Origin of the sequence: Paraburkholderia bryophila, from assembly GCF_013409255.1 — a bacterium.
Classification (GTDB): domain Bacteria; phylum Pseudomonadota; class Gammaproteobacteria; order Burkholderiales; family Burkholderiaceae; genus Paraburkholderia.
In genome coordinates, this window is record NZ_JACCAS010000001.1 from 3,379,266 (window position 1) to 3,395,445 (window position 16,180).

The 16,180-nt window shown below is 62.4% G+C and carries 14 protein-coding genes; 9 read left to right on the forward strand and 5 right to left on the reverse strand.

The features are described from left to right. Positions 1-49: 49 nt before the first annotated feature. The gene (locus GGD40_RS15140; RefSeq protein WP_179708250.1) at positions 50-805 is read right to left on the reverse strand and encodes an RNA pyrophosphohydrolase; all 756 of its coding nucleotides are present in this window, start codon (positions 803-805) and stop codon (positions 50-52) included. 344 nt (positions 806-1,149) lie between these two features. Here GGD40_RS15140 and GGD40_RS15145 point away from each other — a divergent pair, with 344 nt between their 5' ends. Further along, positions 1,150-2,886, forward strand: coding sequence for a proline--tRNA ligase (locus tag GGD40_RS15145; protein WP_179744121.1), 1,737 nt, complete (start codon positions 1,150-1,152; stop codon positions 2,884-2,886). 11 nt (positions 2,887-2,897) lie between these two features. Then, the gene (locus tag GGD40_RS15150) at positions 2,898-3,497 is read left to right on the forward strand and encodes a MarC family protein (protein ID WP_179744122.1); all 600 of its coding nucleotides are present in this window, start codon (positions 2,898-2,900) and stop codon (positions 3,495-3,497) included. Between the two features lie 123 nt (positions 3,498-3,620). On the opposite strand, the gene GGD40_RS15155 is transcribed toward GGD40_RS15150, so the two are convergent. Together GGD40_RS15155 and ffh are read right to left on the reverse strand one after the other, a co-directional pair. Beyond that, the gene (locus GGD40_RS15155; protein WP_179744123.1) at positions 3,621-4,172 is read right to left on the reverse strand and encodes a hypoxanthine-guanine phosphoribosyltransferase; all 552 of its coding nucleotides are present in this window, start codon (positions 4,170-4,172) and stop codon (positions 3,621-3,623) included. A 140-nt stretch (positions 4,173-4,312) separates the two neighbouring features. Beyond that, complete coding sequence (gene ffh / locus GGD40_RS15160; protein WP_176061384.1) at positions 4,313-5,680, reverse strand: signal recognition particle protein; 1,368 nt, start codon at positions 5,678-5,680, stop codon at positions 4,313-4,315. 81 nt (positions 5,681-5,761) lie between these two features. On the opposite strand from ffh, the gene GGD40_RS15165 reads away from it, so the two are divergent. The 7 genes from GGD40_RS15165 to GGD40_RS15195 all read left to right on the forward strand — a co-directional run bounded on the left by GGD40_RS15165 (position 5,762) and on the right by GGD40_RS15195 (position 14,368). Further along, positions 5,762-6,682 carry a cytochrome C assembly family protein gene (locus tag GGD40_RS15165; protein ID WP_179744124.1) on the forward strand — a complete coding sequence of 307 codons (921 nt, stop codon included), beginning with the start codon at positions 5,762-5,764 and terminating at the stop codon, positions 6,680-6,682. Positions 6,683-6,691: 9 nt separating this feature from the next. Further along, positions 6,692-7,027, forward strand: a complete 336-nt coding sequence (locus tag GGD40_RS15170; RefSeq protein WP_035548744.1) for a PP0621 family protein — start codon at positions 6,692-6,694, stop codon at positions 7,025-7,027. Next, complete coding sequence (ampD, locus tag GGD40_RS15175; protein ID WP_179744125.1) at positions 7,024-7,620, forward strand: 1,6-anhydro-N-acetylmuramyl-L-alanine amidase AmpD; 597 nt, start codon at positions 7,024-7,026, stop codon at positions 7,618-7,620. The genes GGD40_RS15170 and ampD overlap by 4 nt, the downstream gene beginning before the upstream one ends. Positions 7,621-8,148: 528 nt before the next feature. After that, complete coding sequence (locus tag GGD40_RS15180) at positions 8,149-11,145, forward strand: ribonucleoside-diphosphate reductase subunit alpha (protein ID WP_179744126.1); 2,997 nt, start codon at positions 8,149-8,151, stop codon at positions 11,143-11,145. A gap of 860 nt (positions 11,146-12,005) precedes the next feature. Then, complete coding sequence (locus GGD40_RS15185) at positions 12,006-13,238, forward strand: ribonucleotide-diphosphate reductase subunit beta (RefSeq protein ID WP_081935765.1); 1,233 nt, start codon at positions 12,006-12,008, stop codon at positions 13,236-13,238. Positions 13,239-13,324: 86 nt separating this feature from the next. Then, positions 13,325-13,651, forward strand: a complete 327-nt coding sequence (locus tag GGD40_RS15190; RefSeq protein ID WP_035548732.1) for a hypothetical protein — start codon at positions 13,325-13,327, stop codon at positions 13,649-13,651. Between the two features lie 30 nt (positions 13,652-13,681). Further along, the gene (locus GGD40_RS15195) at positions 13,682-14,368 is read left to right on the forward strand and encodes a histone H1-like DNA-binding protein (RefSeq protein ID WP_035548731.1); all 687 of its coding nucleotides are present in this window, start codon (positions 13,682-13,684) and stop codon (positions 14,366-14,368) included. Between the two features lie 300 nt (positions 14,369-14,668). Here the strand turns inward: GGD40_RS15195 and GGD40_RS15200 are convergent, their stop codons facing one another. Next, a complete protein-coding gene (locus GGD40_RS15200; RefSeq protein ID WP_035548728.1) occupies positions 14,669-15,145 on the reverse strand; it encodes an outer membrane lipoprotein in 477 nt (158 codons plus the stop codon). Between the two features lie 25 nt (positions 15,146-15,170). Then, positions 15,171-16,109, reverse strand: a complete 939-nt coding sequence (locus GGD40_RS15205) for a carbohydrate kinase family protein (protein ID WP_179744127.1) — start codon at positions 16,107-16,109, stop codon at positions 15,171-15,173. Positions 16,110-16,180 lie beyond the last annotated feature (71 nt).

Sequence of the window (16,180 nt, forward strand, 5' to 3'; positions counted from 1 at the left end):
CTCAGTGAGCCGCGCCGGTTGAGGCGGCCAGGACAGCCGCACAGCGTTGTTAATTGCGCGCGCCCGGGCGGAATAGCGAGCCGGCGGTTTCGCGAGCAGATTCGCCCTCGTCCTCATGCTCCGGCGCGGCGCCCAACTCGGGCTCCGATCCGGAACCCGAATCGCAATCGGACGCGATCGTGGTGTGAACCGATGTTTCGATGCTGACAGATGTCACCGTGGTCACGGAGGTCACCGTCATTATCGTGGAATCCGGCGGACTCTCCATTGACGACGCTATCCGGGGATAACGCGGCACGTGGTGCCCGACAGGTTTTTCCGCACGCGGCACAGCCCGGCGCATGAAGCGGGATAGCTCCGTCAGCGCCAACTGATACACATCCCGCTTGAACTCGATCACACAGTCGAGGGGCACCCAGTACTCGTTCCAGCGCCACGCATCGAACTCAGGGTGGTCGGTGGCGCGCAAGCAGATGTCGCAATCGCGTCCAACCATCCGGAGCAAAAACCAGATTTGTTTCTGGCCGCGGTAATGACCGCGTACTTCGCGCTTGATGAACTTGTCAGGCACCTCGTAACGCAACCAGTCGCGCGTGCGACCGATCACCTTGACGTGCTCAGGAAGCAGCCCGGTTTCTTCGTGTAACTCCCGATACATCGCTTGCACGGGGGTCTCTCCGTACTTGATGCCCCCTTGCGGAAACTGCCAGGAATGTTCACGGAGCCGTTTGCCCCAAAACACCTCGTTGTGCGCGTTCAAGAGGATGATGCCGACGTTCGGGCGAAAGCCTTCACGATCCAGCATACAACCACCTTCGAATCCTTTAAAATTGCTTTGATTATAAACAGATAACGGACCCGACGCACCGATTCGCACCAGATTGGAACGATTCGCCGCAAAAGGCCCCGCGTTTGCGGTAGCCTGTCAGTCTTTCCGTGCCTTATCCCGTGTGTGAAGGCTTTGCGCGGCAGCTTCGGCGGCGCGCAAAAGCGTGCCGAGGCGCACAACAGCGCGCTAAGGCGTGAGCACGCGGCGCTGTGCCAGGCGTCGGGCGAACCGGGCTGACAGAGCGCCGGGTCTGTGTCGATTCCCCACCGTTTTCACCTTTCGGGCGGTCCTTCCGGAGCCGCCGCTTTTGGAAAATCTGAATGAAAGCTTCCCGTTTCTTTATCGGCACGCTGAAAGAAGCGCCCGCCGACGCCGAGATCGTCAGCCACAAGCTCATGGTGCGCGCCGGCATGATCCGTCGCGTGGCCGGCGGTATTTACAACTACCTGCCGGTCGGCCTGCGTTCGATCCGCAAGGTGGAAGCCATCGTGCGTGAAGAAATGAACCGGGCCGGCGGGATCGAACTGCTGATGCCGGCCGTGCAACCGGCCGAGTTGTGGCAGGAGTCGGGCCGCTGGGAAAAGTACGGCCCCGAGCTGCTCCGTTTCAAAGACCGCAAGCAAACCGATTTCGTGATCGGACCGACCCACGAAGAAGTGGTCACGGACATCGCGCGTAATCAGATCAAGAGCTACCGCCAGCTGCCGGTGAATTTCTACCAGATCCAGACGAAGTTCCGCGACGAGATCCGTCCGCGTTTCGGCGTGATGCGCGGTCGCGAATTCATCATGAAAGACGCGTACTCGTTCGACAAAGACGCGGAAGGTCTGCGCGAGTCGTATCGCAAGATGTACGACGCGTACGTGCGCATCTTCACGCGCCTCGGTCTGGACTTCCGCGCGGTGGCGGCGGACAACGGTTCGATCGGCGGCAGCGGTTCGCACGAATTCCACGTGATCGCCGACACCGGTGAAGACGCGATCGCTTACTGCCCGACCTCTGAGTTCGCGGCGAACGTCGAAGCGGCCGAAGCGTTGCCGCTGTACGCGCAACGCGCGGCGCCTGCCGAAGCGCTGACGAAAACCGCCACGCCGGGCAAGGCGAAGTGCGAGGCCGTCGCCGAACTGTTGAACATTCCGCTCGAGCGCACCATCAAGTCGATCATTCTCGCGACCGAAAACGAAGGCGCCGAGCCGACCATCTGGTTGCTGATGCTGCGCGGCGATCACGACCTGAACGAAATCAAGGCGAGCAAGCTGCCGGGTCTGGCCGAATTCCGCATGGCAACCGAGGCTGAAATCGTCGAGACCTTCGGCACGCCGCCGGGCTACCTCGGTCCGATCAATACGAAGAAGCCGGTCAAGGTCGTCGCGGATCGCACGGTCGCGAACATGAGCGACTTCGTGGTCGGCGCGAACGAGGTGGATTACCACATCGCCGGTGTGAACTGGGGCCGCGATCTGCCGGAGCCGGTCGTCGCCGATATTCGCAACGTGAAGAAGGGCGATCCGTCGCCGGACGGCAAGGGCGTGATCGACATCTGCCGCGGGATCGAAGTGGGCCACGTGTTCCAGCTCGGCAAGAAGTATTCGGAAGCCATGAACGCGACCTGCCTCGACGAAAACGGCAAACCGCAGCCGATGGAAATGGGCTGCTACGGCATCGGCGTGACGCGTATCCTGGGTGCCGCGATCGAACAGAATTTCGACGACAAGGGCATCATCTGGCCGGAATCGATCGCGCCGTTCGAAGTCGTGCTGTGCCCGATGGGCTATGACCGCAGCGATGCCGTGCGCGAACAGGCCGACAAGCTGTACGCGGCACTGGTCGAAGCGGGCATCGACGTGATTCTCGACGACCGAGGCGAGCGCCCGGGCGTGATGTTCGCCGACTGGGAACTGATCGGCGTGCCGCATCGCCTGGTGATCGGCGACCGTGGCCTGAAAGAAGGCAAGCTCGAATACCAGGGCCGCCGCGACGCCGAAGCGACGCTGCTGCCGGTCGAAGACGCCGCGCAAACGGTGATCGGGAAGATTCGCGCCGCGTTGGCGAGCTAAGCGGAGCGGGCGTGGAGTACACCTTCCTGTCCGCGACCATCCTGCTGATTCTGATCACCGATCCGCTCGGCAACATTCCGCTCTTTATTAGTTGTCTACGCGGAGTGTCGCCGCAGCGGCGCACGGTCGTGATTCTCCGTGAAGTGGCGATCGCGTTTGCGATCCTGCTGGTCTTCATGGTGGTCGGGCAGGGTTTTCTGCGCATGATGAGCCTGACCGATCAGTCGTTGCGGATCGGCGGCGGCATCGTGTTGTTCCTGATCGCGCTCAGAATGGTGTTTCCGCATCCGGATGGACCATTCGGCGGCGATACCCGCGGCGGCGAACCGCTGATCGTGCCGCTCGCGATTCCGGCGTTGGCGGGGCCGTCGGCGTTGGCCACGGTGATGCTGCTGACGTCGCAGGCGCCGGGCAAGATGTTCGAGTGGATCGGCGCGCTGACGGTTACGATGATCGTCTGCGCGATCGTGCTGATGCTGGCTGAGCGCATTCAGGCCTGGCTCGGCGAGCGCACGATGATGGCGTTCGAACGCTTGATGGGTTTAGTGCTGGTGGCGATTTCGGTCGAGATGATGTTGGGCGGCATCCGGTCGTTCGTGCATCAGCTTTGAAGCCCGGTTCCACTCAAGTCCACTCGACTCGACAAGCAGCGACCAACAAAAAAGCGACCCGCGGGTCGCTTTTTTTTCGCCGGTACGCCGCGTGATCACGGCGTAGTTGGAGGAACTGGAGCCTCAAGCCCCTTCGGTCAACGCACGAATGGTCGGCAGGTTGCGCCAGTAACCCTTCGCGTCCATCCCGCAGCCGAACACATAGCGGTCTGGCACTTCGAACCCGCAGTAATCCGGGCGCAGCGGCTTAGCCTTCGGAATGATCTTCTCGCACAGCACCGCGCTCAGGAAACGCTTCGCGCCCATCGCGAGAATGCGGTCGCGGATCGCGGCCATCGTCTCGCCTTCGTCGAGAATGTCGTCGAGCACCAGCACCACGCGATCCTTCACCGACTCGGCCGGCGCCACGCGCCACTGCATTTCGTTGCCGCCCTTGGTGGTGTTGCGGTAACGCGTCAAGTGGATGTAGTCGAACTCGAGCGGGAAATCGAGGTGCGGCAGCAGCATGCCGGTGAATACCGCTGCGCCACCCATGACCGACAGCACGAGCGGGAAGTCCTCGCTCACCTCGCTGCGGATGGCGGCCGCCATGCCGCTGATCGACGCGTTGACGTCGTTGGCCGAAACGATTTCTTCGGAGTGGCTAAAAATGTGCAGGGCTTCTTCGCGGTTCATGACGTCTGACGGACAATAACTGTATACATAGTGTGGGTGAGATCGGCGGCGCGCGGTACAGAATAAACCCGCACAAATCGGAAGTCAGCGCTTTCCGGAGTTCGCGCGCGAAAAGCACGCGCCCGCCATCTTGAACAAGCTTAGCGCATGCCGGGCAACATGCCCTTCATACCGCGCATCATCTTCTGCAGATTGCCGCCCTTGAGTTTCTTCATCATGGTGCGCATCTGGTCGTACTGATTCAGCATGCGATTGACTTCCTGCACCTGCACGCCCGCGCCCGCGGCAATGCGCCGCTTGCGGGTGGCCTTGATGAGATCCGGCTTGGCGCGCTCGAGCGGCGTCATCGAATTGATGATGCCTTCCATGCGGCGCATCTGCGATTCGGCCATGCCCATGTTGGCGCCGGCCGCGGCTTGCTGGAATTGCGCGGGCAGCTTGTCCATCAGCGACGACAGACCGCCCATGCTCTTCATTTGCGTGAGCTGCGCGCGGAAATCGTTGAGGTCGAAGTCGCCGCCTTTCTTGACCTTGTCGGCGAGCTTCTGTGCGGCTTGTACGTCGACGCCTTTCTGCGCTTCTTCGACGAGGGCGAGAATGTCGCCCATGCCGAGAATCCGGTTCGCCATGCGGTCCGGGTAGAACACTTCGAGGCCGTCGAGCTTTTCGGCGACGCCGACGAACTTGATCGGCTTGCCGGTCACATGACGCACGGACAGCGCCGCGCCACCGCGCGAGTCGCCGTCGAGCTTGGTGAGCACCACGCCGGTGAGCGGCAATGCGTCGCTAAAGGCTTTGGCGGTGTTGACCGCGTCCTGGCCCAGCATCGCGTCGACCACGAACAGCGTTTCCGCCGGTTTCAGTTCGGTGTGCAGCGCGGTGATTTCCGCCATCATCACTTCGTCGATACCGAGACGGCCGGCCGTGTCGACGAGCAGCACGTCATGGTAGTGACGCTTGGCCCAATCCACCGCGGCGCGCGCGATGTCGACCGGCTTCTGATCGGGTTCCGACGGGAAGAAGTCCGCGCCGACCTGCTCGGTCACCATCTTCAACTGCGCGATAGCAGCGGGACGGTAGACGTCGCACGAAACGGTGAGGACCTTCTTCTTGTACTTTTCGCGCAGCAGCTTGGCGAGCTTGCCGACCGTGGTGGTCTTACCCGCGCCCTGCAGACCCGCCATCAGGATGATGGCCGGCGGCGTGACGGCGAGGTTGAGTTCGACAGCCTTGCCTTCGTAGTCGCCGCCGATGATCGCGGTCAGCTCGCGCTGCACCACGCCCACCAGCGCCTGACCCGGCGACAGGCTGCTGATGACTTCTTCGCCGAGCGCCTTCTCCTTCACCTTGGCGATGAACTCGCGCACGACGGGCAGCGCCACGTCGGCCTCGAGCAGCGCCAGGCGAACCTCGCGCAGCATTTCCTGGGTGTTCGCCTCGGTGAGCCGGGCTTCGCCGCGCAGCGTCTTGACGACGCGCGCCATCCGTTGAGTCAGATTGTCGAGCATGGGGAGCGATGAACAGTGCGGCCCGGGCAGCGCGCGAAGTGGAAGACGTCGCGGAGTAGGGGCCTAGTGTAAACTTCGAATATGGATATTGTACTGTATGCCCTCACTGCGCTCCTCTACGGCGGTTTAGCCGTGGCCGGCTGGCGCTCGCACCGGCACGCCGCCGTGCGCCCCATGCTCGAGAGCGTGCCGCCGGTGCCCGCCGCGGTCAGCGCGCCGGCCGCCTCGGGCATGAGCTCGGCCGGCCGCGCACTACTAGGCGTGGCGCTGGCCGCGCACGGCGTGCTGCTGCACACCACCATCTTCCCGCAGAACGCGATGGTGTTCGGCTTCGCGTTCGCGCTGTCGGCCATGTTCTGGCTCGGCGCCGGCATCTACTGGATAGAGAGCTTTTTCTTTCCGCTCGACGGGCTGCGTCTGCTGGTGTTACCGCTCGCCTGCGTCGCTTCGCTGATGCCGTTGGCGTTCGGTGGCGTGCGCGTGCTGCCGTATTCGGCCGCGCCGTTGTTCAAGCTGCACTTCCTGATCGCCAACATCGCGTATGGTCTGTTTGCGATCGCGGCGCTGCACGCCATTCTGATGCTGCTGGTCGAGCGGCGTTTGCACGCCATGCGCGGCGGCGGTATGGCGCAGCGGCATGCGGCCGCGGCCGGCAACGGCTGGCTGTCGAGCTGGCTCGACACGCTGCCGCCGCTTTTGACATTGGAAAAGCTGCTGTTCCGCCTGATCGGCGCGGGCTTCGTGCTGCTCACGCTGACCTTGCTGTCGGGCATTCTGTTTAGCGAGCAACTGGTCGACCGTGCATTGCGGCTCGATCACAAGACCGTGTTCGCGATTCTTTCGTGGGTGATGTTCGGCGCGCTGCTGACCGCGCGCAAGGTGTCGGGTTGGCGCGGTCGCGCGGCCCTGCGCTGGGTGCTGGCGTCGTTCGTCGCGCTGTTGCTGGCGTACGTCGGCAGCCGTTTCGTCTTCGAGGTGCTGTTGCACCGTGCTGTAGTGTGAGCGTATTCCATGCGACAAATATTTCTGCTGATCCTGTTGTTCGTCGTCGGCCAATGGCTGGTCAAGGCGCTGCGTCGTCATGACGCGCAAACCACGCAGCGCACCGGCGGCGCCGGCGCGGGAGCGAACGGTGCGCCAGGCCAGCAAGCCGGTGCCAATGGCGCCGCTCGTCCGGCGGGTCAAGCTCAAGCGCGGCCGCAACTCGCCGAGCCGATGATCCGCTGCGTCGAGTGCGGCGTGCATGCGCCGAAGAGCGATTCCGTGGTGGTGGCGGGGCAGCCGTTCTGCAGCGCCGCGCACGCGCAGCGGCACAGCGCGCGTCCGTCGGGCCGCGACGCTCGATGAGCGGCGCGTTCACCGTCGATGCCGACGGTTGGGTCGCCGCCGCCAGTCAACTCCGTTCGCCGAATTTCGAAGCGCGGCCCGACGGCGCCGTGCCGACGCTGATCGTCGTTCACAACATCAGCCTGCCGCCGAACGAGTTCGGCGGCACGGCAATCGCGGAGCTGTTCCTCAACACGCTCGACTGCGACGCTCACCCGTACTACGACACTCACCTGCGCGGCGTGCGGGTCTCGGCACATTTCGTGATCCATCGCGACGGCGCGCTCGAGCAATTCGTGTCGTGCAACGAGCGCGCGTGGCACGCGGGGCCGTCGAATTTTTTCGGCCGTGAGCGCTGCAATGATTTCTCGATCGGTATCGAGCTGGAGGGCAGTGACACCGCTGCTTTCGAAGCGGCGCAATACCGCACGCTCGGCGCCCTCGTGAACGCGCTGAAGGCCCGCTATCCGGTCGAGGCGCTCGCCGGTCACTCGGACATTGCCCCGGGTCGCAAGACCGATCCGGGTCCGCATTTCGAGTGGCAACGTCTGCAGCGTGACACCGCGCTCGACGCTCAGTATTTCCCCTATCTCAAGTTTTCCGCGAACTCGTAACGCCCCTTTGCGCGACCTTGCGTGATGCGAGGAGAGCAAGGCACAGCCTTGTTCTCCGGGGAGGTACGCCGCGCCGCGCTATCCAAAAGTCAACCCATTCAAAGCAAATAAAACGATTTGACCTGTCTCGAATCTCCACTATACTTGGTGCCAGAAATTCGGTTTCACACCATATCTTGTGTTGGCTGTGTATAACTGTGTGGATAACCGAGTGCATAAATCAGCGGCGCCCCGCTCTCCGAGCACGGCGCCGCAAGCATTCCAGGCAGTGAAAAAATTCCTGCGGCGCGGCCGGTCAAGACCAACCGGCGGCATCCAGAAGCATTCAGGGAAGGGGCATAGCCAGTGATCGCGACGCATACGACGAAGACCGTTTTCAATTCGAATCAGGCTTCGTCGCCGTCGCATCCCGCCAACCGGCTCAGCCAGCCTCTTTCCTGCACCCTATCGCTTGCGCACGCGGCGGCGCAGCGTTCGTTTTAATCCGCGGCAATCACCGCACCATTTCCAGGACCAGGAGCTTTGCACATGCAAACCACCGACAACGCGACGACCCGCTATGAGGGTTCACCGACCGGCCAGGCCTTCGGCCAGGCACAAGGCGCACAGGCGCTCGCGCCGCAAGCGACGCTCGCCGACTACAAGGTGATCCGCCGCAACGGCGGCGTCGTGTCGTTCGAGCCGTCGAAAATCGCCATCGCCGTGACGAAGGCATTCCTGGCCGTCAACGGTGGTCAAGGCGCGGCTTCGGCGCGCGTGCGCGAACTGGTCGAGCAACTCACGCAGAGCGTGGTGCGTGCGTTGGTGCGCAGCCGCCCGAACGGCGGCACGTTCCATATTGAAGACATTCAGGATCAGGTCGAACTCGCGCTGATGCGCGGCGGCGAGCACAACGTCGCGCGCGCCTACGTGCTGTATCGCGAGAAGCGCACCCAGGCGCGCGGTCATGACGAGCAGATCGTCGCCAACACGCCGGGTCTGAACGTGACCGACAACGGCGTCACGCGTCCGCTCGACATGGCTGCGCTGCGCGGCGTCATCGAATCCGCTTGCGCGAATCTGGGCGACGCCGTGAGCGCCGACCCGATCATCGCGGAAACGGTCAAGAATCTGTACGACGGCGTGCCGATGACCCAGGTCTACGACTCGGCGATTCTGGCTGCCCGCACGATGATCGAAAAAGACCCGGCCTACAGCCAGGTCACCGCGCGCATCCTGCTGCACACGATCCGCCGCGAAATCCTCGAAGACGAAGTCACGCAAGGCGAAATGGCAGAGCGTTACGCCGAGTACTTCCCGCAGTTCATCAAGCGCGGCATCGGCGCCGGCCTGCTCGACGACAAGCTCCAGCAGTTCGACCTGAAGCGCCTGGGCGCCGCGCTCGACAACAGCCGCGACCTGCAATTCGGTTACCTCGGTCTGCAAACGCTGTACGACCGCTACTTCCTGCATCACGACGGCGTGCGGATCGAAATGCCGCAGGCATTCTTTATGCGTGTCGCGATGGGCCTGTCGCTGAACGAGATCGACCGCGAAGCGCGCGCCATCGAGTTCTACAACATTCTGTCGAGCTTCGACTTCATGTCGTCCACGCCGACGCTGTTCAACTCGGGCACGCATCGCTCGCAACTGTCGTCGTGCTACCTGACCACGGTCGACGACGACCTCGACGGTATCTACGAAGCGCTGAAGGAGAACGCGCTGCTGTCGAAGTTCGCCGGCGGTCTGGGCAACGACTGGACGCGCGTGCGTGCGCTCGGCTCGCACATCAAGGGCACCAACGGCAAATCGCAAGGTGTCGTGCCGTTCCTGAAGGTTGTCAACGACACGGCCGTCGCCGTGAACCAGGGCGGCAAGCGCAAGGGCGCGGTGTGCGCGTACCTGGAAACGTGGCACCTGGACATCGAGGAATTCCTTGAGCTGCGTAAGAACACCGGCGACGACCGTCGTCGCACGCACGACATGAACACGGCGAACTGGATTCCCGACCTGTTCATGAAGCGCGTGATGGAAGGCGGCGACTGGACGCTGTTCTCGCCGTCCACCTGCCCGGACCTGCACGACCTGTTCGGCGCGGAATTCGAAACGGCTTACACGGCTTACGAAGCGAAGGTCGCGCGCGGCGAGATCAAGCTGTTCAAGACGCTGCCGGCGGCGCAACTGTGGCGCAAGATGCTGGGCATGCTGTTCGAAACCGGCCACCCGTGGATCACGTTCAAGGATCCGTGCAATGTGCGCTCGCCGCAACAGCACGTCGGTGTCGTCCACTCGTCGAACCTGTGCACGGAAATCACGCTGAACACCAGCGACGCCGAAATCGCCGTCTGCAACCTGGGCTCGGTGAACCTCGTCGCCCACCTGAAGGAACAGGCCGACGGCACGCTCGTGCTCGACCACGACAAGCTCAAGCGCACCATCAGCGTCGCGATGCGCATGCTCGACAACGTGATCGACATCAACTACTACGCGGTCGCCAAGGCGCGTAACTCGAACCTGAAGCACCGTCCGGTCGGCCTCGGCATCATGGGCTTCCAGGACTGCCTGCATCTGCTGCGCACGCCGTACGCGTCGCAAGAGGCGGTGGCGTTCGCCGATACGTCGATGGAAGCGGTCTGCTACTACGCTTACTACGCGTCGACGGAACTGGCGCAAGAGCGCGGCCGTTACTCGAGCTACCGCGGCTCGCTGTGGGATCGCGGCATCCTGCCGCAAGACTCGGTGAAGCTGCTGGCCGACGCGCGTGGCGGTTACGTGGAAGTCGACTCGAGCGAGTCGATGGACTGGACCGAACTGCGTTCGCGGGTCGCCCAGTACGGCATGCGCAACTCGAACTGCGTCGCGATCGCGCCGACGGCGACGATCTCGAACATCATCGGCGTGTCGGCTTGCATCGAACCGACGTTCCAGAACCTGTATGTGAAGTCGAATCTGTCGGGCGAATTCACGGTGGTCAACGACTACCTGGTGCGCGACCTGAAGGCGCGCGGTCTGTGGGACGAAGTGATGGTCGCCGACCTGAAGTACTTCGACGGCACGTTGTCGCGCATCGACCGGATTCCGGCGGACCTGCGCGCGATCTACGCGACCGCGTTCGAACTCGATCCGGTGTGGCTGGTTGAAGCGGCTTCGCGTCGTCAGAAGTGGATCGACCAGGCGCAATCGCTGAACATTTACATGGGCGGCGCGTCGGGTAAGAAGCTCGACGAGGTCTACAAGCTCGCCTGGGTGCGTGGTCTGAAGACGACCTACTACCTCCGCACGATGGCGGCGACGCACGTCGAGAAGTCGACGGTGGCGCACGGTCAACTGAACGCGGTGAGTTCGGGCGGCGGCGAAGGTTCGGGTGGCGCGGCTGGCGGCGCAGCGGGTGGCTTCGGCGCGAACGGAGGCGGCGCAACGCCGGGCGGCTTTCAGGCTGCAGCGGCCACGTCAGCAGTCGTCGAAGCAGCGCCGGAAGCGGATGGTCCGGTCTGCATGATGCGTCCGGGCGACGCAGGTTTCGACGAGTGCGAAGCTTGCCAGTAAGCGTTGCCAACAAGCGCTGCGGGTGAGCGCGAAGCAGATAGCGGGAGCGTTGCTTGCTGACGGGTTGTAGGTAGTCACCCGAATGCGGCGAGCAACGCAGCTCGATGCGATGAAGCCGTGGTGACGCAGACGAGTGAAGTCGACGAGCGGTGCGGTGAAAGAAGTCGAAGTCGCGCCGCTCGTCGACGGGCAGTGAAGCAGGGCAGGCGACTGAAGTCGCGAGGCGCCGGGTCGGTGGAAACTCGGAGAGGCCTCAGTGGTAGATCAGCAGCCAGTAGTCAGCAGTCGGCAACACCCGACGAAGCGCGCGGCACAGCGCGCTTGAGCAAACGCTTCGATCGATGGGCCGATCAACGCAGCCGGCCCGATGCATCGCTCGACACGACATTGAACTTCACTTCGCTTGCGCTGACGAACAGACAGACGCGGGCGCGGACGCAAGCAGAGATAGACGAACGCAAGCGAAACGCAGACGCGTAGCAGACACGCCGAGCAGAGCGTCGCAGTAGTAACGCGGAGCACCGCGAGACCTCTGCGGAGCGAGGCGAAAAGCAACGCAACGAGCAACGCAGAGAGCAACGCGACACAGCAAAACGCAACCGCAAGATGCTGCAAACGCACTCCGCAATACAGATAGATAGAGCAGCGAAACGTCGCATCGACACGTTGCTCTTCGAGCTCGCGAAGCATCTCGACGACACACGTTCAACACGCTTCACGCGAGGCGACTCACACAGTCTGTTGAACAAAGTGTTGTATGAACGTAGCAACGCGAATCGAAAACAGGATTTTTCATCAGCGAACTCTTTTATCGCTCGTGAAAAGATGGTACAAACCGTTCTAAATTGATGGTGACATTTATGCTTAACTGGGATGACGAGATCACTGCCGTACCTCCCTCGAGCGGCGCGCAACAAGATGTGTTGCGCAGCGCTGCGGGATCGGCTGTCGGTTCGCAAGTCGGAATGCGTTCCGCTCCTCATGCTCCCTCGGATCGAAACGTCTTCGCTCCTCAAGATGTTTTCGAAAGCGGTATCGCCGCGGCTCATGCTGCTGGAACGGCTGCCGTTTCCGAAGCGCGGGTCAACGTCGCCGACAAGCGCATCATCAACGGCCAGACCGACGTCAATCAGTTGGTGCCGTTCAAATACAAGTGGGCGTGGGAAAAATACCTGGCGGGTTGCGCCAACCACTGGATGCCGCAAGAAGTGAACATGTCGCGCGACATCGCCTTGTGGAAAGACCCGAACGGTCTGACCGAAGACGAGCGCCGCATCGTCAAGCGCAACCTGGGCTTCTTCGTGACAGCGGATTCGCTGGCCGCCAATAACATCGTGCTGGGCACCTACCGCCACATCACGGCGCCCGAATGCCGCCAGTTCCTGCTGCGCCAGGCGTTCGAAGAGGCGATCCACACGCACGCTTATCAGTACATCGTCGAATCGCTGGGCCTCGACGAAGGCGAAATCTTCAACGCGTATCACGAAGTTGCCTCGATCCGCGCGAAAGACGAATTCCTGATTCCGTACATCAATGTGCTGACCGATCCGGGCTTCAAGACCGGTACGCTCGAGACAGACCAGACGCTGCTGCGCTCGCTGATCGTGTTCGCCTGTGTGATGGAAGGCCTGTTCTTCTACGTCGGCTTTACGCAAATCCTGGCGCTCGGCCGTCAGAACAAGATGACCGGCGCGGCGGAACAGTACCAATACATCCTGCGCGACGAGTCGATGCACTGCAATTTCGGCATCGACCTGATCAACCAGATCAAACTCGAAAACCCGCAACTCTGGACGGCTGAGTTCCGCGCGGACATCCGCGAGATCTTCAAGCAGGCGGTCGAACTCGAATATCGTTACGCGGAAGACACGATGCCGCGCGGGGTGCTCGGCCTCAACGCGTCGATGTTCAAGAGCTATCTGCGCTTCATCTGCAACCGCCGTTGCCAGCAGATCGGTCTCGATCCGCTGTACCCGAACGAGGAAAACCCGTTCCCGTGGATGAGCGAAATGATCGACCTGAAGAAGGAACGCAACTTCTTCGAGACGCGAGTGATCGAATATCAGACTGGCGGCGCGCTGACCTGGGAGTGATCCGGGTTCGTGCTGCAGATGCATTCATTGATGGGGATGCCGCAGGCCTTCGCCGCGGCAATTTTGGTTAGGAGCAGAACCGCCTGATGCAAAGCTTGCCCGGTGCGCCGCGTGCCTTCGCGGCCCACAAACATGACTGGCACTTTGCGAACCCTTCAGTGGGATGGGCAAACTTCCCCCCGGAAAAAGCCGTCGGCGTGATCGCCGGCGGCCCGATCAAGCAATTGCCGGCGTTGAGTTTCAACGCCGAACAGATCTGGCGCGCGGTGCCTTTCGGCACGGCGCGCCTTACCGCATTCATTAGCGTAAGCGCGCAGCACCTGCGTACGCCGATGAATAGCTCGCTTCGTAGCGCGCGCCCTGAGAAGCGTCCGCGGGAAGCGGGTTTTGACGAAGGGTGGTGTTTGAACTGACTCTCATCTGAAAACCTGAAGGAGAAAATGATGGCAACTATCAAGAAAGCAGTCGCTAAGAAACCCGCAGCCAAGAAGGTTGTAGCAAAGAAGGCTGCGCCGGCTAAGAAGGCTGCTCCGGCGAAGAAAGTCGCTGTTAAGAAAGTCGCAGTGAAGAAGGTTGCAGCGAAGAAGGCAGCACCGGCGAAGAAGGTTGCAGCGAAGAAAGCTGCTCCTGCCAAGAAGGTTGCTGCAAAGAAAGTCGCAGTGAAGAAGGTTGCAGCAAAGAAGGCAGCGCCGGCGAAGAAAGCAGCACCGGCAAAGAAAGTCGCAGTGAAGAAGGTTGCAGCGAAGAAGGCAGCGCCGGCCAAGAAGGCCGCAGCGAAGAAGGCTGCACCGGCTAAGAAGGCTGCTGCGAAGAAGGCTGCGCCTGCCAAGAAGGCTGCCGCGAAGAAGGCTGCGCCTGCTGCGAAGAAGGCTGTTGCCAAGAAGGCTGCGCCTGCTGCGAAGAAGGCTGCTCCCGCTGCCAAGAAGGCCGCTCCCGCGAAGAAGGCTGCACCGGCGAAGAAGGCTGCCGCTCCTGCGAAGAAGGCTGCTCCTGCGAAGAAGGCTGTCGCCAAGAAGGCTGCACCTGCACCCGCAGCGACGTCCGTCACGAGCGCAGCACCGGCAGCGACGGTGAAGACCGCGCTGAACCCGGCAGCAGCATGGCCGTTCCCGACGGGCAGCCGTCCGTAAGCGGTAGCTTGAGCTTGAGAAGTACTTCGACACATCGCGCGATGTGTCCGATGATCGAGTAGCGCTTAAGGTAGGTTGAGAGCGCTACTCGGTCAGGGTCCCGTTGCCGGTTTCCGGCGACGGGACTTTTTTTTGCCTGGCGTCTGGACTTGAAGCCTGCTGCCCGGCGCGCTGCGTTTGCCTGGCGTCGCTGGTCGAAGCTGAAACCTGCGGGCGAAAAAAAACGCATGCACAGGGGAGGGCATGCGTGTGAGGTCGCCGCGGCGGCGGCCTGAGCCTTGCCGCGCGAGAGGGGAAACTTTAGTGTGTGACGCGCGTCACGCCGCCGCTCGACAGGAGTCGCACGCGGTCGCCGGCACGGAAGATCTCGCCGGTGGCGCTCTGCGTGATGGCGCGCATGTCGCCGTTATCGAGTCGCACGGTGATCTCGAGGCCGTCATGCACCGCGACGCCGTTCTCGACCGCATTGCCGGCGACGGCACCCGCGAGGCCGCCGATGATGCCCGTGACGATCGAACCGCGGCCGCCGCCGAGCGCACTGCCGGCCACCGCACCCAACGCGCCGCCGCCGATTGCGCCAAGGCCGCTCGGCTGACCGTTGTTCGAACTGATCTTGACGGCGCGCACGCTGTCGACCGTGCCCATGCGGACCGTTTCTTCGCGCTGCGCTTGCGACGCCGTATAGACGTCGGCGGAACTGCTGTTATACGCACACCCCGACATGGCCAGTGAACCGGCGATCAAGGCGGCCACGACCAGGCGACTCGTTGTTCTCATTCCCTAACTCCAATAGCTTTCGGTATTACGGCAGGTCGTATCCGAACGCCTGCTTGAACCGTTCGTTGATCTCCGCCCGCGTGGGCGCGTAGTTTTGCGGGCCTTGGCATTCGATCTTCAGCGCGCCCATCAGGCTTGCCAGACGGCCGGTGGTTGCCCACCCGAGCTTGTTCTCGATGCCGTACAGCAAGCCGCCGCGAAACGCGTCGCCGCAACCGGTCGGATCGAGCACTTGCTGTGCCTTGACCGGCGGAATGTCTTCGACGCCGCCGGTATGATGGATCTGCGAACCCTGCTCACCGAGCGTGACGATCAGCGCTTCGACCTTGCCGGCGATCTCTTCGATCGACCAACCCGTTTTGTTGCTCACCAGTTTGGCTTCGTAATCGTTGACAGCTACATAAGTAGCAAGTTCAATCATGCGCCGCAGTGTCGCGCCGTCGAACAGCGGCAAACCTTGACCCGGATCGAAGACAAACGGCACGCCCGCCGCGGCCAGGTGCTCCGAATGCTGGACCATGCCGTCGAAGCCGTCGGGCCCGACGATCGCGAGCGTGATGCCTTTTGCTTCATCGGCGCGATTCAGATGCGACTGCATCATCGCGCCCGGATGGAACGCGGCGATCTGGTTGTTCTCGAGGTCCGTGGTGATCATCGCCTGGGCCGAGTGCGTGTCCGGCACCACCAGCACGTTTTCAGTCGACAGGCCGAGCGCCTTGAAGCGGTCCATGTACAACTGCGCGTCGACCGCGCCGAGCGTGCCCATGATGCGCGCGTCGCCGCCCAGCAGATGCAGCGCGTAAGCCATGTTGCCCGCGCAGCCGCCGAACTCGCGGCGCATGGTCGGCACCAGGAAACTCACGTTCAGGATATGGACCTGCTCCGGCAGGATGTGCTCCCGGAAGCGGCCTTCGAAAGTCATGATGTTGTCGTAGGCGAGCGAGCCGCAAATCAGCGTAGCCAAGGCGAGGGTTCCTGTGAAAACAATAAAGAAAGCGCGCGACGATACGACAGCGCCGCGCATGAAGCGCGGCG